The sequence below is a fragment of the Bartonella rattaustraliani AUST/NH4 genome (assembly GCF_000312565.1).
Classification (GTDB): Bacteria; Pseudomonadota; Alphaproteobacteria; order Rhizobiales; family Rhizobiaceae; genus Bartonella; species Bartonella rattaustraliani.
On the sequence record NZ_CALW02000006.1, the window covers coordinates 39,849 to 60,156 of the forward strand.

The 20,308-nt window shown below is 37.7% G+C and carries 22 protein-coding genes and 1 pseudogene; 14 read left to right on the forward strand and 9 right to left on the reverse strand.

Annotation, left to right across the window (positions count from 1 at the left end; translation table 11 throughout):
* Positions 1-712: 712 nt before the first annotated feature.
* From BN67_RS00510 to BN67_RS00520, 3 genes are all read right to left on the reverse strand, one after another.
* Positions 713-1,120 (reverse strand): hypothetical protein, encoded by a 408-nt coding sequence (locus tag BN67_RS00510; RefSeq protein ID WP_019222223.1) that lies wholly within the window; start codon positions 1,118-1,120, stop codon positions 713-715.
* A 787-nt stretch (positions 1,121-1,907) separates the two neighbouring features.
* Positions 1,908-2,771 carry a prephenate dehydratase gene (locus BN67_RS00515; RefSeq protein WP_019222224.1) on the reverse strand — a complete coding sequence of 288 codons (864 nt, stop codon included), beginning with the start codon at positions 2,769-2,771 and terminating at the stop codon, positions 1,908-1,910.
* Positions 2,768-3,499 (reverse strand): 3-deoxy-manno-octulosonate cytidylyltransferase, encoded by a 732-nt coding sequence (locus tag BN67_RS00520; protein ID WP_019222225.1) that lies wholly within the window; start codon positions 3,497-3,499, stop codon positions 2,768-2,770. The genes BN67_RS00515 and BN67_RS00520 overlap by 4 nt, the downstream gene beginning before the upstream one ends.
* Positions 3,500-3,606: 107 nt before the next feature.
* Here BN67_RS00520 and BN67_RS00525 point away from each other — a divergent pair, with 107 nt between their 5' ends.
* Positions 3,607-4,191 (forward strand): c-type cytochrome, encoded by a 585-nt coding sequence (locus BN67_RS00525; protein WP_026088075.1) that lies wholly within the window; start codon positions 3,607-3,609, stop codon positions 4,189-4,191.
* 1,736 nt (positions 4,192-5,927) lie between these two features.
* Here BN67_RS00525 and BN67_RS12395 read toward each other — a convergent pair.
* The 4 genes and pseudogenes from BN67_RS12395 to BN67_RS00550 all read right to left on the reverse strand — a co-directional run.
* Positions 5,928-7,090 (reverse strand): annotated as a pseudogene (locus BN67_RS12395) (autotransporter outer membrane beta-barrel domain-containing protein); the annotation flags it as partial.
* Between the two features lie 163 nt (positions 7,091-7,253).
* Positions 7,254-7,574, reverse strand: a complete 321-nt coding sequence (locus tag BN67_RS13940) for a hypothetical protein (RefSeq protein ID WP_156791602.1) — start codon at positions 7,572-7,574, stop codon at positions 7,254-7,256.
* A 352-nt stretch (positions 7,575-7,926) separates the two neighbouring features.
* Complete coding sequence (locus BN67_RS00545; RefSeq protein WP_019222230.1) at positions 7,927-8,238, reverse strand: hypothetical protein; 312 nt, start codon at positions 8,236-8,238, stop codon at positions 7,927-7,929.
* A gap of 89 nt (positions 8,239-8,327) precedes the next feature.
* Complete coding sequence (locus tag BN67_RS00550; protein WP_033313039.1) at positions 8,328-8,615, reverse strand: hypothetical protein; 288 nt, start codon at positions 8,613-8,615, stop codon at positions 8,328-8,330.
* Between BN67_RS00550 and BN67_RS13945 the strand changes: the two genes are divergently transcribed.
* The 6 genes from BN67_RS13945 to BN67_RS00580 all read left to right on the forward strand — a co-directional run bounded on the left by BN67_RS13945 (position 8,614) and on the right by BN67_RS00580 (position 10,809).
* Entirely contained in the window at positions 8,614-8,829 is a 216-nt protein-coding gene (locus BN67_RS13945; protein WP_156791603.1) for a hypothetical protein, read from the forward strand. The genes BN67_RS00550 and BN67_RS13945 overlap by 2 nt on opposite strands.
* 87 nt (positions 8,830-8,916) lie before the next feature.
* On the forward strand, positions 8,917-9,072 hold the full coding sequence (locus BN67_RS13950) for a hypothetical protein (protein WP_019222233.1): 156 nt from the start codon (positions 8,917-8,919) through the stop codon (positions 9,070-9,072).
* A gap of 13 nt (positions 9,073-9,085) precedes the next feature.
* Positions 9,086-9,346 (forward strand): hypothetical protein, encoded by a 261-nt coding sequence (locus BN67_RS00565; RefSeq protein ID WP_019222234.1) that lies wholly within the window; start codon positions 9,086-9,088, stop codon positions 9,344-9,346.
* Positions 9,347-9,385: 39 nt separating this feature from the next.
* Positions 9,386-9,871, forward strand: coding sequence for an ATP-binding cassette domain-containing protein (locus BN67_RS00570; RefSeq protein ID WP_019222235.1), 486 nt, complete (start codon positions 9,386-9,388; stop codon positions 9,869-9,871).
* Between the two features lie 360 nt (positions 9,872-10,231).
* Complete coding sequence (locus BN67_RS13955) at positions 10,232-10,417, forward strand: hypothetical protein (RefSeq protein ID WP_156791604.1); 186 nt, start codon at positions 10,232-10,234, stop codon at positions 10,415-10,417.
* 176 nt (positions 10,418-10,593) lie between these two features.
* Positions 10,594-10,809, forward strand: a complete 216-nt coding sequence (locus BN67_RS00580; protein WP_156791605.1) for a hypothetical protein — start codon at positions 10,594-10,596, stop codon at positions 10,807-10,809.
* 315 nt (positions 10,810-11,124) lie between these two features.
* Here the strand turns inward: BN67_RS00580 and BN67_RS15370 are convergent, their stop codons facing one another.
* On the reverse strand, positions 11,125-11,253 hold the full coding sequence (locus tag BN67_RS15370) for a hypothetical protein (protein ID WP_425277073.1): 129 nt from the start codon (positions 11,251-11,253) through the stop codon (positions 11,125-11,127).
* A gap of 69 nt (positions 11,254-11,322) precedes the next feature.
* Positions 11,323-12,105 carry a molybdopterin-synthase adenylyltransferase MoeB gene (locus tag BN67_RS00590; RefSeq protein WP_019222237.1) on the reverse strand — a complete coding sequence of 261 codons (783 nt, stop codon included), beginning with the start codon at positions 12,103-12,105 and terminating at the stop codon, positions 11,323-11,325.
* Positions 12,106-12,192: 87 nt separating this feature from the next.
* Between BN67_RS00590 and gshB the strand changes: the two genes are divergently transcribed.
* From gshB to BN67_RS00625, 7 genes are all read left to right on the forward strand, one after another.
* Positions 12,193-13,140: a glutathione synthase gene (gene gshB, locus BN67_RS00595; RefSeq protein ID WP_019222238.1), complete on the forward strand. Its 948-nt coding sequence runs from the start codon at positions 12,193-12,195 to the stop codon at positions 13,138-13,140.
* A gap of 297 nt (positions 13,141-13,437) precedes the next feature.
* The gene (locus BN67_RS00600) at positions 13,438-14,484 is read left to right on the forward strand and encodes a substrate-binding domain-containing protein (protein ID WP_019222239.1); all 1,047 of its coding nucleotides are present in this window, start codon (positions 13,438-13,440) and stop codon (positions 14,482-14,484) included.
* Positions 14,485-14,546: 62 nt separating this feature from the next.
* A complete protein-coding gene (gene pstC, locus BN67_RS00605; protein WP_026088077.1) occupies positions 14,547-16,007 on the forward strand; it encodes a phosphate ABC transporter permease subunit PstC in 1,461 nt (486 codons plus the stop codon).
* Positions 16,004-17,296: a phosphate ABC transporter permease PstA gene (gene pstA / locus BN67_RS00610; RefSeq protein WP_019222241.1), complete on the forward strand. Its 1,293-nt coding sequence runs from the start codon at positions 16,004-16,006 to the stop codon at positions 17,294-17,296. Before pstC ends, pstA begins: the two co-directional genes overlap by 4 nt.
* Before the next feature lie 59 nt (positions 17,297-17,355).
* A complete protein-coding gene (pstB, locus tag BN67_RS00615) occupies positions 17,356-18,114 on the forward strand; it encodes a phosphate ABC transporter ATP-binding protein PstB (RefSeq protein WP_026088078.1) in 759 nt (252 codons plus the stop codon).
* A 20-nt stretch (positions 18,115-18,134) separates the two neighbouring features.
* Positions 18,135-18,857 (forward strand): phosphate signaling complex protein PhoU, encoded by a 723-nt coding sequence (gene phoU / locus BN67_RS00620; RefSeq protein WP_019222243.1) that lies wholly within the window; start codon positions 18,135-18,137, stop codon positions 18,855-18,857.
* Between the two features lie 573 nt (positions 18,858-19,430).
* Complete coding sequence (locus BN67_RS00625; protein ID WP_019222244.1) at positions 19,431-20,279, forward strand: cell wall hydrolase; 849 nt, start codon at positions 19,431-19,433, stop codon at positions 20,277-20,279.
* Positions 20,280-20,308 lie beyond the last annotated feature (29 nt).

Genomic DNA, 20,308 nt, shown 5'->3' on the forward strand with positions numbered 1-20,308 from the left:
TCTATAGAGAATTTTTCCTTTGTACTGAGTTTTTATACTCTGAATGACAAAGAAATGAGATTGGTAAATTTTCATAAGAGCAGTTTTTCGTATTCATTGCGTATAAAATAAGCGTTTATTTTTTCTATATGGATGATGAGATGTAAGAATATGTTCATGCGCTAAGGTCTCTTGAGAACTTTTAAGAAGTGGGAACTTTCTGCAAAAATTGCAACAAGTTGGCACCATTATAACTATTTATCAGCCTTCATTTACAAGCGCATAGTGTTGCAACAGCCTTTGCATTAAGGTGGTTCATGAGAGGTACTTTTCCTCCTTTCCTCACTAATTTAACCCTATGCCAATCCCTCTGAGTGTGTAAAGTCAAGTGAACAAAATTGATTTAATATAAAGTGGTTTGAAATGAGAGAATCTTACAATGTTTGGGGTCGTTGCGACAAATAATCGTTATAAATCAATATGTTGTATGGCAAAAATGAGGCATATATGAAGAGTGAAACAGAAGAAGAAAGTATGCAGGTTATTATTCGTGGTTATTGGTAATTTATTGTCATCGAAAAATTGAGGAAAATATTGTTGCTAAAAAGCACTCTTCTGTAATCCATATTTGAATTTTTTAAAAAACTGGCTTTTAGAATTCAAAAAATATAATTTTGAAGAAAAGCCTCCCAGAATATTGGGGCAAATTTATTGAAACCAAGGGAAAATATGCTCAATCATAATCCCCTGTATTGCAGTCTTCTCCAATGACCTTTTCTTTAGTAATATTTTTAAAAATATATTTCCCCCATGAAGGGAAGCTTATATCAAGAGATTTGATATCTTTAAGAATAAAAATTTTATTTTCTTTATCATGGGTTACCTTACTCTCATCATCCGCAACAATTCTTAATTTATTTAAATCAGAAGGAGCAGAGTATGATAAAGTAAATGTTGCTTCTTTAGGTTTAAATGCCTCACAAGAATATTCAACGCCTTGATACCTCACATCGTATGCACCAATCGTAACACTTTCACTTTGTGCAAAATTCCACTCTCTCTCACCAAACCCAGCGAATGCAACACTGGAGAAAATGAGAATGCTAGCGGACAAAAACCCTTTAAGAAAGACTTTTTTCATCTTTTTCCTCCTTGAAATATCATGAATCATAAATCAGTTTTCGTAAAAATACAAAGGCCAAGTTTCATATAAAAGCAATGCTCAATGCACTTGTTAGTTTCATAAAAGTTATTTTGAAAATGGTCTCAGTTCAAAACAATTAAAAACATTATGGTTTGATGTACATTTGTAGAAATTTAAGTTATTTTATGACTTTTGTTAGAAAGTTTATGGTCATTTCTTTAAAATAAATTGCCATAAAAGAGTGCATGTCTTCTCAAAGATGTTGCTACGCGAGGAGAGGAACGGGATAGACAAAATTGTGTATTTATATTGTTATCCGTTCTAAACGCATACTCATTATTGATGTAAGAATATTATTCGGATTATAGAAGTAGTCTATGAAGGAATATTGGTGCCTATTTTTGAGTGTTTATTATGAAGTTACTTTAGCAGAAAAGAGGACGTTTCCCCAATGAGTTGCACTGTGGTGTTTTTAGGATGTTCTTTATGTATCATTGATTTTATATTTTATATGTAACATATTGAGTTATAATGAGTACTTGTCTTTATTTTCTTGAAGCCTAACTCCGAATATTGTGAAATTCTCTCACTTCAAACTTACTTATGTGGAATCAGTTTTATTCATTTGGCTTTATACTATTAGTGAGATTGGCATAAGGGGCAAAAATTGGAAAAGAAAGGAGAAAAATATCTCTCATGAACCGTTTATCATGCAAAGGCTGTCGCAATCTCATGAGTTCGTAAATATATTGTGGCTGGTAAAGAGAATGATAGTGCCAGCTTATTACTTCTGCAGTGTTCGATCATTTTTAGCAGGATAAATACCGATAACGCGCAATTCAGCAGAAAAGAAAGAGAGCTCTTCTAGGGCGAGTTTCATCATAGGATCTTCGGGATGTCCTTCGATATCAACAAAAAATTGTGTTGCATTGAAATTTCCACCAATTTGGTAGCTTTCTAACTTTGTCATATTGATACCATTCGTGGCAAATCCTCCAAGAGTTTTATAGAGGGCAGCGGGCACATTGCGTACGCGAAAAAGAAGGCTCGTGATAATTTTTTCGCCGTTTTGGGGTTGAGGCACATGTTTTTGTGTCCGTGAAAGAACAACAAAACGCGTAATATTATGAGGACTATCTTCAACATTTCGTTCAAGAATATCAAGTCCATAAAGTTCTGCTGCAAGCAGAGGTGCTAATGCTGCTTGTGAACGATTCGCATTTTCTTTAATAAATTTTGCAGCGCCAGCTGTATCAGCAAAGGTGACAGGCTCCCAGCCATTATGACGTATGATTTTACGACATTGTGCAAGAGCATGTATATGGCTATATACGGTTTTAATTTCGTCATGTATGACACCGGGTAGAACCATGAGTTGAAAATGGATAGGCAAAAAATATTCATCGATAATATAGAGAGATGATTGCGGTAAAAGGTGGTGAATATCCGCAACGCGGCCAGCAAGCGTATTTTCAATAGGAATCATAGCAAGATCAGCTTGCCCATTTTCGACTAAATTAAGTGCGTCTTCAAAAGTAGCAGAGGGGATAGCATCCATATCGGGAAACATATGAGAGCAAGCAATATGGGAGTTTGCACCATATTCTCCTTGGAAGGAGATTTTATTGGTTTTTTTTGGTGTTTTCATGCTAAAATCTTACGTATTTTTTCAAGATCACGCTGTGTATCGACCCCTAAAGGAATTGTGTCAACAATTTCTACATCGATACGCATATTATTCTCTAATGCACGTAATTGTTCAAGCTTTTCACGTTGCTCGAGTGGAGAGGGATCAAATGCCACAAATTTTTCAAGTGTTGCACGTCGATAAGCGTAGATTCCAATATGATGATAAAGGGGACCATCTCCATAAGGCGCTGTTGCGCGGGTAAAATAAAGAGCACGAAGGCGGTTTTGGGAAAGTGGTGTACCAATAATTTTGACAATATTCGGATCGCTTTTTTCATCTTTCTCAGCGATTTGAGCGCCCAAAGTTGCAATATCAGTTAAACTATTTTCTAAAGGGCGTAACGCACTGATGATTGCATCAGGGGTTATTGTTGGCAGATCACCTTGCACATTTAAAACGGCATTATAATGTTGTTTAGGGTCAATACGGGTTAACGCTTCATAAATGCGGTCAGATCCAGATTGGTGATCACGACATGTTATAATACACTCATGTCCGTAAGCTGTAACGACTTTAGCGATATCTTGATGGTCTGTTGCAACGATAGTACGTCCGAGTGCAGATTTTTTTGCTTGTTCAGCAACATGAACAATCATTGGCTTGCCGTTAATTTCAGCAAGAGCTTTTCTGGGGAGACGGGTTGAGCCTATACGGGCAGGAATGCAAATAATTGGTTTAAGAGTCATTGTAAATTTCCAAATGCTATGTGTATGGTGCATTTATGATGTTGTATGTTATAGGGAAAAAGCTTAAACTAAAAGCCGTAATAAAAACATGAATGTTTAAGTTTTTAATGAAACGCTTTACAATCCTTTATTTTATTTGTTCTTGTTTTGTTGTGCTGGTTGTTTTGGCGGGAATTTCCATATTGAGCGATAGAGTTTATGTTAATTCGGGACTGCTTCAACCTCCTCAGATGGCGAAAAATGATGCCCTCAAGGAAAAACAGGTAATGCCTGTCTCTTCCTTGTCGTTGAGTCGTCGTCTTCAGCAGGGCGATTTTGAAAATGGACGTAAAATTTTTCATCAATGTGCTATATGCCATACTTCTGGACGCAATGAGAAAGGACGTGTTGGTCCAATGCTTTGGGATATTGTGAATCGTCCTTTCGCAGCGACACCAGGCTTTGTATACTCACGGGTATTGCGCGCAAATTCTGATAAAAAGTGGGATTTTTTCACTTTAGATCGTTATTTACAATCACCACGTCAAGCATTTCCTGGAACCATTATGTCTTTCCCCGGGATAAAAAATGATCAAGATCGTGCTGATCTTTTGCTTTATTTACGTAGTCTCTCTGATCATCCTGTTCCTTTGCCCGTGGATAATAAAGAAGGCGAACAAAGCCAGACACAAGAGAAACTCTTCCAGAAGTAAATCGCTTTGAGAAAAAGATGTGATTGTTTTTCAATTTTTATTTGTATTGGTGTTTCAGTGTATTTTTTAATCTATGCCTCAATTTATTTTTGTTGCACAGTGGAATCCGCAACCTAGCACAAAAATATGCAGGTATTTGTCTTTAATGCTTTTGCTTATCATTAGGACATAGCGGCTTTTAAAAAGGATATTCTATTAAAAATTTATGCAGTTAATGGTTGAGAGAAGCAGTTTAATGTTCTCAAAACGCATGATATCATCAGCAAATTTTCAAAAGTCAAAACCTATGATCCAAAGTTTATTTGGTAAAGAGGTGGAGGGAAGCGTTGAATTGAAGAGACACTTAAAATTGTGCACTGGTGATAAAGCTTTCTCTATGTTCTTTCTCCTTTTTTGGGCAATAAAAAACATGCCTATTGATTGGTTGAATCCAAACAATCCGATTCAAGTTGAAAAATACGGATCTCAGGCAAAGCTTTGTTGAAAGTTTTCCTGTAAAATAAAATAGCTTTCAGCTCCCTATAAGACAATGTTAAAGCCCTATGAGGGTTATGTTAAAGAAAGTGAATAAATACTTTTGGAGTATGTCATTTTACTTTGTTGAAGTGAGCCAATGCAGAGTCATAGAAAATAAATTCTAACAAGGATAAGCTACGCTTATCTTTGAGATGTAAAAAAGAAACCTAAAACGCATAGGGTATTTTGTGTTTACTGATTTGTTTTAAAAGAGACATATCTTAGAACTCTTAAGCCCACTTCGTGGCGGCATCCCTGAATTATATAACAATAAATCTATTACGTACTACCATCTTCACGCTTATATAAGGTACAAATTAGCACCATTATTTATTTACCAGCTCATGATATATTTACGAACTCATGAGATTGCGACAGCCTTTGCATGAAGGCGGTTCATGAAAAGCATTTTCCCTTCTTTCTGCTCTCGTTTACCCCCATATGCTAATCTCGCTGATAGTGAAAGCTAAGCGAACAAAATTCATTCAACATAGGTAAGTTTTACGTGAGGGAATCTTACGGGTATTCAGGAGTATGATTCAAGGTGATAAACGATAAATAATACTTATAAATCAAAATGTTGCCTAAAATCTGATCTGTGTATCCATATATCACTTTACCATTTCCAAAGGTTTTGAGGACCATTGCTAAAGGCGTGGAAAGACATTTCATTTCCCTTTTTCTGAGATGAAAGGCGTACTTATCAGTGATAAAAAGCGTTTTGTTATATGTCTCGCAATGCGATATACGTCTAGCAGTACAGAATGAAGCACAAGAACATGAGAGTGTGGTCTTTGTGTGTTCTTCAGAAAACACCGTCTTACTCATTCCCAATGATTGATAAAGATTGGATTAATAAAGATTGCGCCTTTTAACTTTAAAGCGACTGACGAGCTTTCTCCAGTTACAAAGATATAAGCCATAAATAATGCGGCATATAAATGCAAAAACATCATAGATAAGATTTTAAAAGGATGCGGATTTTTAGAGAGGAAAGGGGCGCTTTGGTGAAAAAGACAGCGGTCTTTCTGTATGAGATGGTCATCTATAAGAGATTGGTGAAAGAGAGAGTGTTTAAAGAAAAGGGGGGCAGCACATTGTGCTGCCCCTTCTTTGTAACAGAGTGTCTTGGTTTTGGGTTTCTCTTTTTTCTAAAGCGATATCCAAACCGAATGAAAGTTTGTTCAAAGAAACCGGATAAAAGATGCGAGCGTTTTGTTTTAAAATTTATAGCGTATTCCACCAGAGAAATTCGCTCCGCTTATCCCCGTTTTTTGAAGTTTTTGTCGATAATTGACATCCGCATGCAGGGCAATATTTTGTGACAATTGTGCATTGATCCCAAGTCCACCTTCAAGAGAGGTGCCCATTGATTCAAGTTTATAATCTTTATCGATCGATATGGCTTTATCATCACCAAAGGTTTTGATCGCGTTTAACTTTCCTGAGATGGAAAAAGAACGCCCGTTTTCAGAGCTTAGAACGGTTTTGGTTAAACGTCCACCCACACGCATTAACCATTGATGAGGATTGTTCATATCAACCTTAAAGTCATCAGCATCTTCAAGAGTATCCAAGCTTAGATGTTGATAAGCCAGTTGGGCTTGTGATTCAAAGGTTAATTCTTCTACACCGTTTGCAAATTCTTTCCCAACAGTGGCAGAGAGGCTCCACATCTTTGCATTTTTCAACTTTGCCGTTTCCCCAATAATGCCATTGGTGATTTTTCCTTTTAAGAACCCATAGGATAAAAGGGTATCAAGGTAGAAACGGTTTTCATGCTGCATACTGTTATAGGCTGTGAGTCCCCAGCGATCCACAGTGCTTTTTCCAGCACCTTGCATATCTTTTGGTGTGAAAGACAGTTGCCCATAGGTTCCTATAATACCAAAACGTGAGGTGATATCTTTGCCTTCCAATACGGCCAATGTTGCACCTGCTTGTAAAGCGGCATAGCCAAGTTTTGCACCACTATAACCATATTTGTAAGGAGCGCTTTTGGAAGATAAAGTTCCTGTTCCTCCATAGGTATATAAGAAGAATGTATTTGGGGAGTCTTTGCCTAAGACAGATGTTCTCATATTCGCCAACAGTGCATTTTGTTTAGCGATATCTGTTAAACCAGCGAAGAGAGCATTGGGCATCACCAAATAATTTGCCATTTGTGGCACAACAGCATGCACATTTGATTCCGGACGAGAAGGAGGTGTTTCTGGTTGAGAGGGAGGGTTGGGGTTAAGCAATTTAGGTTGTAAACGGAAATCCTAGAAATATTCAATATTTTCATCAAAGAGGCTTTGTTTCAGCCATGGCTTGATTTTTTTCCGTAGGCACGCAGGACATACATATCTGGTGAACCGTTTCTTGTGGTATAGCCATTGAGTCCACCATCTTTACGCTTATGAAGGTACAAGCCGGCACCATCATTATATTTATCAGCACCCAATGTTGCGACAGCCCTTGCATTAAGGCGATTCATGAGAGGCATTTTTCCTTCTTTCCTCTGTAATTTTTACCCATCTGCCAACCCCGCTTATGGCATAAAGCTAAGTGAATAAAATTGATTCAATATGAAGTGATTTGAGATGAGAGAATCTTATGGGTATTCGGGGGTATGATTCAAGATGAGAAACGATAAAACCATTATGAATCAATGTGTTGTAGCCATTGACCAGTTGGAAAGAGTCTTCCTTGGCATCTCCAGACACTTGGATGAGTGAAAGATTCCGTCTATTGTCAGGAATGGAAGAATCGCTTTGAACATTGTTTTCTACGCCATTTCTTGTGACATAAACTGCTGTTGTTCCCGATACATCGCCATGGATTAAAAGCCGGTCGGTTCTTTGTTGATCAATTACACTTATCAACGCATTTACTCTTGATTGGATTGATAGAGACCTTACAAAACGTTTTAATTTACTCAATACATTTTGATTTTGAGAGTGTAAGTGATTTCAATTGATGCTTTCAAATATGAGAGCGTTATCATGAATACTTTTATAGCAAGCGTTATCATTTGATAACGTTTCATAATGACAATAGAGAGCTTGCAATATGATACGTTTTGTATATATGCATTCATTATTCCATTGTGGATGATTTAATTTTAATCATTAGAATCGTTATTTGAAAGCCGCGTCATATTACTGGCACGGCTTTCTTTTTTGAATGTTCTCTTGTTAAGACGTTTAAAGAATAAAAGGCACTCCCCATGCCTCGTTATTTATTGTTGTTAATATCAACAATCATACGACCTTTATAAACCTCCTGATGATTTTTAATAGAGCTTATTTTGTTTTTTTTGTCGAGAATGGCAGTGCCATAGACTTTACTCCAAACCTTAATCTTGTGGGAAATTTTCGCTCTATCATAAACAGAACCATAAATTTCAGCCGTGCCACTCACTCGAGCATGCCCATAGACCTCACCAAAGTCTCTTAAGGCTTGAATACGATAAAGGGTTGTAACATGTTGAGTGATTTTATTTTTAATTTGTTTGATTTCATTCGTGAGTATGTATTTTTTAAACATAATAAGTCCCTTCACAATTAATATGTGTTTAAATTTGTTTGAGCGAGAGGGCGCTCCCCCACGCCCGCGGTCATTATTCCCAAGTTATGTTATGACCATGCCGTTCCAAAAATGAGAGCATCCCCACAAACCTTGGCATGCTCATAAACCCGAGAATGATCGCAAATCTGGGCATCTTGATAAACACATGCCTCATCACCAACCCATGCATTGCCTTCATGAGAGAGATTTTCTTCCTTTTGGATAAAGCCTCCTAGATCGCCAGCCTTGACATTATAAAAGTCCCTTAAAGCTTTAATGCGGTGTAAAGTGACATGGTTAACAACTTTAGTTTCATCAGTGAGTTCATATTTTTTAGACATAAGTGTATTAGTCATGAGAAAACCCATTCTATCATTCGTTAGATTATCAGTTGAAAATGAGGGTAATGGGCGCCCCCGCCGCGCCGTAGATCTATATGAGCATAGGGTGCGAAAAGAAATTAACGCTAAATTCATGCAAGGTTTAACAAATATAGTAGAAGGAGAAATCGAAACTAAACTACAAATTGTTTCACGCGATGTTACAACGGGTTTTGAACGTATTGCCTAGTATTTTCAAGATATTGTCTCGATCGCAGTGTTGTTATTGTTTAATCTGATTATTTTATCTTATTACTATGGTTTCTATGGATTTATCTTGGCTTGTCTTTTTGGTCTGATTCTCTATGGTCTTTATTATTTTTCTATCGATGAACTTTATAAAACGCGGCAAGAATCGGTCTTCAGTTTTGATTCCTTGACGCGTATTAATCATATGCCTATGTTTTTTCGAGAGTCCGCGCAAGCGCGCTAAGAGCCCATGGCTTTTGCAATTAACACCTTTTTATCAGTGTTCTCTTAGGCGCGGATTGCAGGATTTTTACGAAAAATTTCTTAAAAGCTTAATCCGCCGCGGTATGCTTGCGGCAAACTGTAGTTTGGCCAGTAATTTCGCTTTGTTAATTGTGGTTGCTTTTTATTTGGCGCAGCCTAACCAAGTAGCAGCTTTTGTCTTCATTATAACAGCATTTTTATTGATCCGTGAGAACTTATCCAATGCTTTTTTAGCGTTTACAGGTTTTAAGTAGCATGCCCATTCACTCGATCGAATTGCTTAATTTGCGCAAATGCCATCGGTTCTTCACTTAAAAGCAGAGGGTCAAACGCTGAAAATTCCAGCCTTTTGCGGCTTGTATCATTATAATAAACTTGTTTTAGAATATGGCAAAGCCTATTCGCTTTGCGGGCATTCAGGGAGCGAGAAAAGTCAATATTTAAAAGCATTGGCAAATATTGCACCAGCTACTTATAATGGGAGGGAAGTCCAGTTTGATGGTATGGAAATTTATTATCTTAATCGGATAAGTGCTGATTTTTTAGACCAAAACATAACTGGTTTTATAGATATTTTAAAAATTATCCCACAAGAACCTAACCAGCTTATTCTCTTAGATGAGATTTTTATGAGCGTCGAGACCGAGGCGTTCATAGAATTGTGCAAACAACTTGAAAATTATGCACGCACATATAAGTCTATTATAATTGTTGTTGACCACCGTTTTTGTTTGCCGACGCAACTTGATATTCACGATTTATTGTCTGAAAAGCTGTAAACTATTGCTTGATGTTTGAGCAAGGTGCTTAGTTTACTGTTAGCATTTATATATAGGAGTAGTGTGAATATTATTTTGATGAAGTCGGCTAGAGATGGTAAAAAGTATTTTTCCGATATTTGAGCATTTATAACAGACATATAGTGAGTTAATTGTTATTACTGGAAAAGATAATTACTCTGAACATGTAAAATACGTTTGTAATGAATTTAACATTCTAAATATTTAATTAACTGATTATTTTTATTCGCAAAAGGTTGTAAAAGGTAATAAAAAGCCAACGCAAGCGTTTAATCCATATAGTCGTTATGACGACTGAACGAAGTCTTTCATTATCTATATCTAGCTTTAGAAAACATTATGAACGATAATGATAAGACAATTGTTATTTATTTAGATAACTTGTTACTTGAAATCTGTTACTTTCTTTTACGGCAAGCCTCGATCAACGATTTACATAGACGTTCTTGGTACCTTGATGAGTCATTGATCGCTGTGTTTATACGTTCACAATTGGTGGATGGATTTTTCAATCGTTGTTTTTAAAATTTAATTTACAGATACAGGAACGATAAAAGGCTTTTGTGTACTCAGGCTGATACTTTGCCTGATTATATACAATAGAGACTGGTCAATGTTTTCCACGCTAGATTTACGAGAAGGGACAATTTCAAAAGATAAAAATAAAAAGCAGCCCCCTTTATTCGAAAGTTCTATAAAGGATGGTGCAACAGTCGGCTTACAACGGCGTGATTGTTATCACTAAGGTTGGTCAATTTAGTGGCTTTATTGAAAAGGAAAGAAACCTCTCTCATGAAGATAATTGTTATGTTTACGATAATTCTATAGTTTCTTTTGATGCTAACGTTTCAGAAAATGCAAAATACGCAACAATGCACATATTGATAAAGGAACTAAAGTTTCAGGAAATGTTGTGATTAGCGATAATGCCATGGTTATAGAAGGTGCTCATGCTTATAAGAATGCACGTATTTATGATAATGCGTATGTATATTGCTGGTTTTGTTTATGGCAGTGCCCATGTATATGGTAAATCACGTATTCACGTTGATGCTCATATTTATGTCATGCTTTGTTATGAGAAGTATTGCATATGAAATAGCTGTTATGTGCAATGAGAAATGGTTAAACATGGTTCGGCTGATTGTATTTTTTTATTCTAAAATTCTTACTGGCAAGGCTTGACTGCTACTGTATTTACGCTGGACTTTAATCGTTTAGAGGTAATGACATTAAAATTGTGCAGACAGTCCATCATAGAGGAGCATTTTTCCCACCAACGGTTCACCAATGTTTGTGATAAGCTTAATGGCTTCCATTGCTTGTAGCGTTCCAATGACTCTGGGTAAAATACCGATGATTCCGCTCTCTGCACATGTTGGGAAATGCTAGGAGAGGGTGAGTTTGAGAATAAATTGTGCAAGTTCTTATCAAACTTTGAGAGCTACTGCATTCGCGTTGAAATTTGATCGTTTATAGGTAATGACATTAAATTGCGCAGACAGTCCGTCATAGAGGAGCACTTTTCCCACCAACGGTTCACCAATGTTTGTGATAAGCTTAATGGCTTCCATTGCTTGTAGCGTTCCAATGACTCCGGGTAAAATGCCGATGATTCCGCTCTCTGCACATGTTGGGAGAATGCCAGGAGCGGGTGGACTGGGAAAGAGATCGCGATAGTGAGGATTATTATCTTTATAAGGCATGAGCACCGTGAGTGAGCCATTAAAACGTTCTACAGCACCGCTTATGAGAGGTTTTTTGCATTGGGCAGCATGATCGGCAAGCAGGTAGCGTGTGGTAAAATTATCACTTCCATCAACAATGATATGGTAAGCATTGAGGAGTTTATCCACATTACTTTCATTCAATCGTATATGATGTTTTTCAACCCTAATATGGGGGTTTATTGCTTTTATAGAGGCTTGGGCGCTATCCGTTTTGGATTGATGAATTGTACTGGTTTTGTGAATAACTTGACGTTGTAAATTAGAAAGTGAAACGATATCGTCATCAATAATTCCAAGGGTTCCAACACCCGCAGCCGCTAAATAGGTGAGGATAGGAGAACCAAGACCACCGGCTCCAACAACAAGAACACGTGCAGTTTTAAGCTTTTGTTGTCCTGCTCCACCAATTTCAGGCATAATAATGTGGCGTGCATAGCGTTCAACTTCTTCGTTACTTAATTTTGTATCCGCTTCTTGTATCATGGATTTTCTCTTGTCATAGTTTTTTTATCGTTTACTAGTTTTATGGCATGTAGACTAGTCTGCTTCTAGCCTATGGAGGTTTTATTGATGAAAATTGCTATTCAGATGGATCATATTTCAACACTCAAAATTCAAGGAGATACGACATTTGCACTTGCACTAGCAGCGCAAGAGCGGGGGCATTCTCTTTTTCATTATACACCAGATCGTTTATCTCAGCGCGATGGTTGTGTTATTACACGACTAGAGCCATTAACGGTACACGACAAAGAAGATAACCATTATGAATTAGGGGAACCTTTCCGCACACAACTGATGGATATGGATGTCGTTCTTTTACGCCAAGATCCTCCCTTTGATCTTAATTACATTACCACAACACATTTGTTAGAGCGTATTCACCCTAAGACGCTTGTTGTGAATGATCCAGCATGGGTGCGTAATAGTCCAGAAAAAATTTTTGTGACTGAATTTTCTCATTTGATGCCAGAGACATTAATTACGAAAGACATTGAAGAAGTAATGGCTTTTAGAGAGACATTTGGTGACATGATTATCAAACCACTTTACGGCAGTGGTGGCGCTGGTGTGTTCTATTTGAAACAGGATGATCGCAATCTCACATCGCTGTTGGAAATGTTTGGAGAACTTTACCGCGAACCTTTTATTGTTCAGCGCTATTTAAAGGAAGTACGAAAAGGAGACAAAAGGATTATTTTGCTTGATGGTGTGCCTGTTGGAGCAATAAATCGGGTTTCAGCAGAAACGGAAGTTCGCTCTAATATGCATGTTGGAGGGCGTGCGGAAAATATTGATTTAACAAAACGTGATTATGAAATTTGTGAATGCATTGGTCCAGCTTTAAAAGAACGAGGACTTCTTCTTGTGGGGATTGATGTGATTGGAGATTATATAACGGAAATCAATGTGACATCTCCTACTGGAATTCGTGAAATTAAACGTTTTTCGGGTGTGGATATTGCACATCTTTTTTGGGATGCTGTTGAGCGCAAATGCTCAAACAAAACTTTTTAAACAAAGATTCATGAAATGTTTTAAAAAAGGAATAAAAAATAACCCTTTATCAGATTTATTATTTTGGTTTGTATATTCGTAATTTTGTGAAAAAAGTGATCAATGCTTCTTTTTTGTATGTGCCTATATACGTTATTCTGTCAATGTGCCTGTAAATGTGAATGATATTGTATGATATGAAAAACGAAATAAAAACCTTTTTATATGTGTTATACTGTAAATGTGCATGACAATTCAGATCATTGTATGATACGAAAACGGATAAAAGTCTTGGCTCAGATTCTTAGGAGGTTGTATATGAGCAAAGTGTTATCATTAGGAATAGGAGTGGTGTGCGCAGTATTATTATCTGTTAATGTTGGTAATGCGCGTGATCAAATTCAGATTTCTGGTTCCTCTACCGTTTTACCGTATCAAAAGATCGTTGCTGAGACATTTGGAGAAATTTATCCTGATTTTAAGGTTCCGGTTATCGAATCTGGTGGAACAGGAGCGGGCATTAAGGAATTTTGCCGTGGTCTTGGGGAGAATACAATTGATATTGTGAATGCTTCAAGAGCAATGAAGTCTAGTGAATTGCAGTCTTGTTTTGATGCTGGTGTAAAAGATGTCGAGGAAATACGTATTGGATATGATGGTATTGTTTTTGCAACTGATATAAAAGGGCCTCATTGGAAATTACAACCAGTAGATATTTATAAAGCACTTGCTGCTCAGATTATAAGAGATGGAAAATTACAGCCTAATGATGTTTTGAAATGGAGTACAGTGAATAGTTCCCTTCCTGATTGGACAATAGCTGCTTATATTCCGGGAGAGAAGCATGGAACTCGTGAAGTTTTTGAAGAAAAACTGCTCGCTGCGGGCTGTAAAGAGAGTGGGGCAGTTGAGGTAATGAAATCTTTGGGAATGGATGATAAGGCGATTCATGTTGCCTGTATTGCTGTGCGTAAAGATGGGAAAGCCATTGATATTGATGGTGATTATTCTGAAACACTTGCACGTCTGACTTCTAATAAAACAGGGGTAGGTGTTTTTGGCTTGTCTTTTTATCAAAATAATGCTGACAAATTAAAGGTTGCAAATATTAATGGTGTTATACCAACGGCTGAGACAATTTCTAGCGGTGAATATCCGGTTTCTCGTCCACTCTTTTTCTATGTGAAGAAGGCACATTTAGGAATAATTCCAGGTTTGCAGGAATATATAGACTTTTTTCTTTCTGATCAAATGATTGGTCCAGATAGTCCGTTGGCTGAATATGGGCTGGTTGCTGCTTCTGAAAAAGAGCGTCAAGCGCAGCGTTCCACTTTTTCAGCTGGAAAAGTGATGACTTTGAAATAATTGGCTGGATCTGCAGTGAAGGAGTTTTCTGTGCTACTTTTTGGTAAAAAGTGAAAGATAACATGCGCATTTCCTTTGTTATTTTACTGTTATTACTTCTTGGTTTTCTAGGGTTTTGTATTTCTTACGCGCGTGCACGCACCCTTGAGTTTTCACAATATAAAATGCATTCTCGTACATATTATTATGGCTGGTGGACCTTTTTAATAGTTGTTATTCCAGCTTTTATTTTTTTAATTGTCTGGGAGAGTGGGAGTGCAATTTATTTAGAGTATAGTCTTTCTCAAGAGGTGAGAGCATATAGTGCGCATACAACGGAGTTTGTAAATCATGACCTTATTTTGGAGACACTTCGAAGCTTAGTCAAAATGATGTCTCATTTTCAGGGGGATTTTTCTACCTCCTCCTATGAGGAAATGCGCGCTCAGTTATTCGCAAAAGGGTTTGTTTTGCCTCATGAAGCGTCCGATGATATTCTAAGGATAGCACAGTCATGGATTCATTCTTCTGAAAAGTTGCAGTTTATTGGATATAGTTTTCTTTTTGTTATTGCATTTTGTGGTTTCCTCTATGGAGTTGTGCAAGTTTCTCCGCGTCAGCGGGCGCGCAATAAGGTTGAATCTGTCATTGTTAGTGGATTGGTTTGTGCATCTATTGCTGCAATCTTGACGACAATTGCCATTGCATTGTCACTGTTTTTTCAAACGGTGAGTTTCTTTCAATCTGTACCTTTTTCCAACTTCTTTTTGGGAACGGTTTGGGATCCGCGTTTTTCAGCGAGTGGTTCGGGCAACGAAGTGGGGCAATTTGGTTTAATACCGCTTCTTGTAGGCACGCTTTATATTGCGTTTGTAGCAATGCTTTTTGCTGTTCCTATTGGATTGTTTTCAGCGCTTTATATGGCTGAATATGCTTCCACGCGATTGCGATCAATTGTGAAGCCATTGTTGGAAGTGTTGGCTGGGATTCCAACCATTGTTTATGGTTTTTTTGCTTTGAAGGTTGTAGGACCATTTTTACGAGATCTTTCTGCTTCTCTTTCTGGTGGTATGGGGTTTATTATGTCCCAAAGTGTTTTAACGGCCGGAGTTGTGATGGGAATTATGCTGATTCCTTTTGTTTCTTCTTTGTCAGATGATGTTATTACTGCAGTTCCACGTTTTTTACGTGAAGGGTCTTATGGTTTGGGTGCAACGCAATCTGAAACGATTAAAAAAGTGGTTATACCAGCAGCACTTCCAGGGATTATGGGCGCAATTCTATTGACAGCGTCACGTGCAATTGGGGAAACGATGATTGTGGTTTTGGCGGCAGGGGTTGCAGCAAATTTAACGCTTAATCCATTTGAAGCAATGACTACGATGACAGTGAAGATTGTTAATCAGCTGACAGGTGATTTTGAATTTAATTCTCCACAAACGCTTGTCGCTTTTGCTTTGGGGATGACGCTCTTTGTTATAACTCTTTTGATGAATATTCTCGCCCTTTATACCGTGCGTAAATATCGGGAACAATATGAATGAATGACATTTCTCTCTTTTCTCGTCGCAATATTGTCCTTAAACGTCGATATTGGGCTGAGCGTCGTTTCCGAGCCTATGGTTTGATTGCTATTTTTATTGGTCTCTTTTTTTTATTTGCACTTTTGTGGTCTATTGTTAGTCAGGGATATACAGCCTTTTTTCAAAGTGAAATGGCATTATCAGTTTATTTGGATGAGAAGGTCATTGACCCTAGTGGTCAACGTGAAACAAATCCACGGGTCCTCATTACTGCCAATTATCCTCTGCTTGTGCGAAATGCTTTAGCAAAAAAGCTTGGTATAGATTCAAATGATAGAGCATCATTGCGGGATGTTAACTGTATGTTTTCAAACAGTGTACGTGTTCAATTGCGTGAAATGGTGACAAAGAATCCAAAATTGATTGGAACAATACAAAAAATCAAAGTGTTGGCGGCAGCAGATATTGATTCTGCTTATAAGGGGCAGATTGATCTGCAGGTCACAGAAAAAAACCGCAAAGTCTCTAATCGCCAAGTAGAATGGATAAAACGTTTAGTGCGTGATGGTACACTTTATAAAACATTTAATTTTGGTTTTTTTACATTTGGGGCTTCCAGCCGCGCCGAGACTGCGGGATTAGGTGTAGCGATTATTGGATCTCTTTATATGATAGCAATAGTTTTAGTGATTTCTCTCCCAATAGGAATAGCAACAGCTGTTTATTTGGAAGAATATGCACACAAAAATAAATTTACAGATTTTATTGAAGTGAATATCAATAATCTTGCAGCTGTTCCTTCAATTGTTTTTGGTCTTTTAGGATTGTCTGTTTTTGTTAATTTTTTTGGATTACCGCGTTCAGCATCTTTTGTTGGTGGGCTTGTTTTGGCTCTTATGACACTTCCAACAATTATTATTGCGACACGTTCTGCTTTACGTGCTGTTCCTCTCTCTATTCGCGCGGCAGCTTTAGGGTTGGGAGCATCTAAAACACAAATGGTTTTTCACCATGTTGTTCCTTTGGCAGCACCTAGTATTTTAACAGGCACAATTATTGGTGTGGCTCAGGCTTTAGGTGAAACGGCACCTTTGCTTTTAATTGGAATGGTTGCTTTTGTTGTCAACATTCCTACGACACCTATGGATCCGGCAACGGCTTTGCCGGTTCAAATTTTCATGTGGGCGGGTGAAGCAGAGCGCGCTTTTGTTGAAAAGACATCAGGTGCTATTATGGTCTTAATGATTTTTCTTGCACTCATGAATATTTCTGCTGTCTTTTTACGTAGACGATTTGAAAGGCGCCAGTAGCTTTGATAAAAGTGTCACTTTGATAAGGTTTGTATTTTAAAGTAAGGTGAATTTTTGTAATGAAAATGAAGATGCGTGGTCAGGATGTGAGGGTGTCTTATGGGGAAAAAGAAGTCCTTCATGGTGTTACTCTTGATATTCCTGAACATCAAGTTACTGCTTTGATAGGTCCTTCAGGTTGCGGAAAATCAACTTTTTTGCGTTGTTTTAATCGTATGAATGATATGATTGAAGGCGCTAAAATAACGGGTCTTATTACTTTAGATGCAGAAGATATTTATGACACGCGGGTTGATGTTGTAGAACTGCGTGCTCGTGTCGGGATGGTTTTTCAAAAGCCTAGTCCTTTTCCAAAATCGATCTTTGAAAATGTTGCCTATGGCCCACGCATTCATGGTTTAGTAAGATCGCGCTCCGAATTGCATGATGTGGTTGAAAAGAGTTTAAGGCAAGCAGGTTTATTTGAGGAAGTGAAAGATCGTCTTCATGAGGCGGGTACAAGTTTATCAGGAGGACAGCAACAACGTTTGTGTATTGCGCGTGCCATTGCAGTGAGTCCTGAAGTTATTTTGATGGATGAGCCGTGTTCGGCTCTTGATCCTATTGCAACGGCACGTATTGAAGAGCTTATTGATGCGTTACGACAAAATTATACAATTGTTATTGTGACACACTCTATGCAACAAGCAGCACGTGTATCTCAATATACGGCTATGTTTCATTTGGGGCATTTGGTAGAAGTTGGTGCAACTGAAATGATCTTCACTTCGCCAAAAGAGCAACGTACGCAAGATTATATTACGGGGCGTTTTGGATAGTTGAATTGAGGAGTATAGAGATGCCTATAAACCATACTGTTCGCTCGTATGATGCAGAACTCAAATATTTGGAAGCAAGGATTACTCAAATGGGGCATCATGCAGAAAGAATGATTGAACGTTCTGTTGCATCGATTGTGTGTAATGATCTTCAACTTGCTGCGGCAGTAATTGCCGATGATTTGTTTTTGGATGAAGCAGAGCGTGACATTGACGAGAAAGCGATTGCCATTATTTGCAAACGCCAACCAATGGCTGTTGATCTACGTGAAATTATTGGTGCTATTCGTATTTCTTCTGATCTTGAAAGGATTGGGGATATGGCAAAAAACATTGCCAAGCGGACAGTAGCTCTTTCAGAGATACGTCAGCCTGCTGCTTTTTATCATGGGCTTGAAACGATTACAACTTTAGCTCTCAATCAGTTGAAAGAAATATTGAGTGCTTATTCAGGACGTTTATTGGAGCGGGTTGATATTGTACGTGAACGTGATGGTAAAATTGATGCTTTGTATACTTCTCTTTTTCGTGAGCTTTTGACTTATATGATGGAGGATATGCGCAATATTACGATTTGCACGCACTTACTTTTTTGTTTAAAAAATATTGAACGGGTTGGTGACCATGTTACCAATATTGCTGAAATGTTGCATTATATCATAACGGGTGATCATATGTCTTTTGATCGTCCTCGTGATGATCTTACCTATAAAGTTGGAGTAGGTGAAGAGAAAAGAGATTAAAGTTTCCCTTTATGATTTATAAAATGGTTTTGTGATGAAACATGAAAATGATAGGGCACGGTTTACCATGAAGTCCGTAGGAGAGAGAGGGTGAATGTGTTTATAGGCTGGTGTAAAGCAAGCGGTGGAAAAGTTTTTACAGGCAAAGTGTGGATTTGTGACTTTAAATGAGATACACTCAGAAAGTGCTTTCTCTTTAATATTTTAGAGAGGGATATTTTTAAAAATTTGTGACATAAGGGATATGTGTGTTGAAGTCTCAATAGGGATGCAGACATGTCGCGTCTTTTAATTTTTTATTTAGAATTGTTAGAGAGCTTTCAGAGGCATGGTGTTTTTTATGATCGAAGTGGGACGAGAGGTATCGCTCTGTGCTGTTTGTCACTTCATAATGATAATATTGAACTGTAAATTAAGAGTTTTTTATTTTTTTTTGCATAAATCTCTTTTCATGACTGCTTGTATTAAAATTTTACGAAGTGGTAAAAATTAACCGTATACTTTCTTTGAACATATATTTAAAACGCGTTCAAGTTTTGGGTATTTCAGTGGCATAGGAATGTTTTGTATAAGATGAAAAAAAATTGTTGGACTGTTTTTATGAGCTTTTGTCTCATACCGTTTGTTATTGTGGGGTGCACTTCAAATCATTTTGGTATTGAAAAAATAAATAATAATAAGGAAACAAAAACAGTAACTTATCCATTGACAGAACGTCAATGCCTTGTGCGGGCCATGTATTTTGAATCAAATCGTACAAGCTTTGAAGGTATGGTTGCTGTGGGAACGGTTGTGATGAATCGTGTTAATTCAAGCGCTTATCCTAAAACGATTTGTGGTGTTGTTGGTCAGTATAAGCAGTTTGCTCCTGGTGTTTTAACACGTCCTATGAGAGAGTCCGCCTCTGTTGCTCTCGCTCAAAAGGCCGCTGATGCTGTTTTACGCGGAAAACGCGATAAGAAGCTTAAACACGCTAAGTTTTTTCATACCGCAGGTTTATCATTTCCTTATAAAAATATGCATTATGTTCGCGTTGCAGGGGGAAATGCTTTTTATGAAAGGCGCTCTCGTAATGGATTACTTCAGGTTCCTACCAACGATCGTCCTTATGATGTTGCCTATGCTTTTGCCCAAGAGCGTGCAGGCAATGTTCCGAGTTTCATGGATGAAATCTCAACAAGTCAGGGAATAAAAGCAGAGGAAAAACAAAATGCATCTTCTTCGGTAAAAGTGGCGCAGTCGAACAAAGTGTATACGAGGTCTTTTGCTCTGGTACAGCTTGATAAAGTTCCCATTCCTATGCAGGCACCTCATCGTATAGAGGAAAAACTAGGCACGGCAATTATGGCGTATACTGTGCCCTCATCAAAACAGTTAAATACGGTTGTTGCATTGTTGGAAAAGCGGCATAGAAGCTGGTAAATTTTTCAAAATCAAAAAAGGATCTTGTA

Coding starts and splice junctions, on each gene's coding strand:
- pstB (WP_026088078.1), top strand. CDS start 17,356: ATGAAAATGAAGATGCGTGGTCAGGATGTGAGGGTGTCTTATGGGGAA.
- BN67_RS00570 (WP_019222235.1), top strand. CDS start 9,386: ATGCCATCGGTTCTTCACTTAAAAGCAGAGGGTCAAACGCTGAAAATT.
- BN67_RS00515 (WP_019222224.1), bottom strand. CDS start 2,771: ATGAAAACACCAAAAAAAACCAATAAAATCTCCTTCCAAGGAGAATAT.
- BN67_RS13955 (WP_156791604.1), top strand. CDS start 10,232: ATGAACGATAATGATAAGACAATTGTTATTTATTTAGATAACTTGTTA.
- BN67_RS00525 (WP_026088075.1), top strand. CDS start 3,607: ATGAAACGCTTTACAATCCTTTATTTTATTTGTTCTTGTTTTGTTGTG.
- BN67_RS13945 (WP_156791603.1), top strand. CDS start 8,614: ATGAGAAAACCCATTCTATCATTCGTTAGATTATCAGTTGAAAATGAG.
- BN67_RS00625 (WP_019222244.1), top strand. CDS start 19,431: ATGAAAAAAAATTGTTGGACTGTTTTTATGAGCTTTTGTCTCATACCG.
- pstA (WP_019222241.1), top strand. CDS start 16,004: ATGAATGACATTTCTCTCTTTTCTCGTCGCAATATTGTCCTTAAACGT.
- BN67_RS00545 (WP_019222230.1), bottom strand. CDS start 8,238: ATGTTTAAAAAATACATACTCACGAATGAAATCAAACAAATTAAAAAT.
- BN67_RS00520 (WP_019222225.1), bottom strand. CDS start 3,499: ATGACTCTTAAACCAATTATTTGCATTCCTGCCCGTATAGGCTCAACC.
- BN67_RS00510 (WP_019222223.1), bottom strand. CDS start 1,120: ATGAAAAAAGTCTTTCTTAAAGGGTTTTTGTCCGCTAGCATTCTCATT.
- gshB (WP_019222238.1), top strand. CDS start 12,193: ATGAAAATTGCTATTCAGATGGATCATATTTCAACACTCAAAATTCAA.
- BN67_RS00550 (WP_033313039.1), bottom strand. CDS start 8,615: ATGACTAATACACTTATGTCTAAAAAATATGAACTCACTGATGAAACT.
- BN67_RS00580 (WP_156791605.1), top strand. CDS start 10,594: ATGGTGCAACAGTCGGCTTACAACGGCGTGATTGTTATCACTAAGGTT.
- BN67_RS00600 (WP_019222239.1), top strand. CDS start 13,438: ATGAGCAAAGTGTTATCATTAGGAATAGGAGTGGTGTGCGCAGTATTA.
- BN67_RS00590 (WP_019222237.1), bottom strand. CDS start 12,105: ATGATACAAGAAGCGGATACAAAATTAAGTAACGAAGAAGTTGAACGC.
- phoU (WP_019222243.1), top strand. CDS start 18,135: ATGCCTATAAACCATACTGTTCGCTCGTATGATGCAGAACTCAAATAT.
- pstC (WP_026088077.1), top strand. CDS start 14,547: ATGCGCATTTCCTTTGTTATTTTACTGTTATTACTTCTTGGTTTTCTA.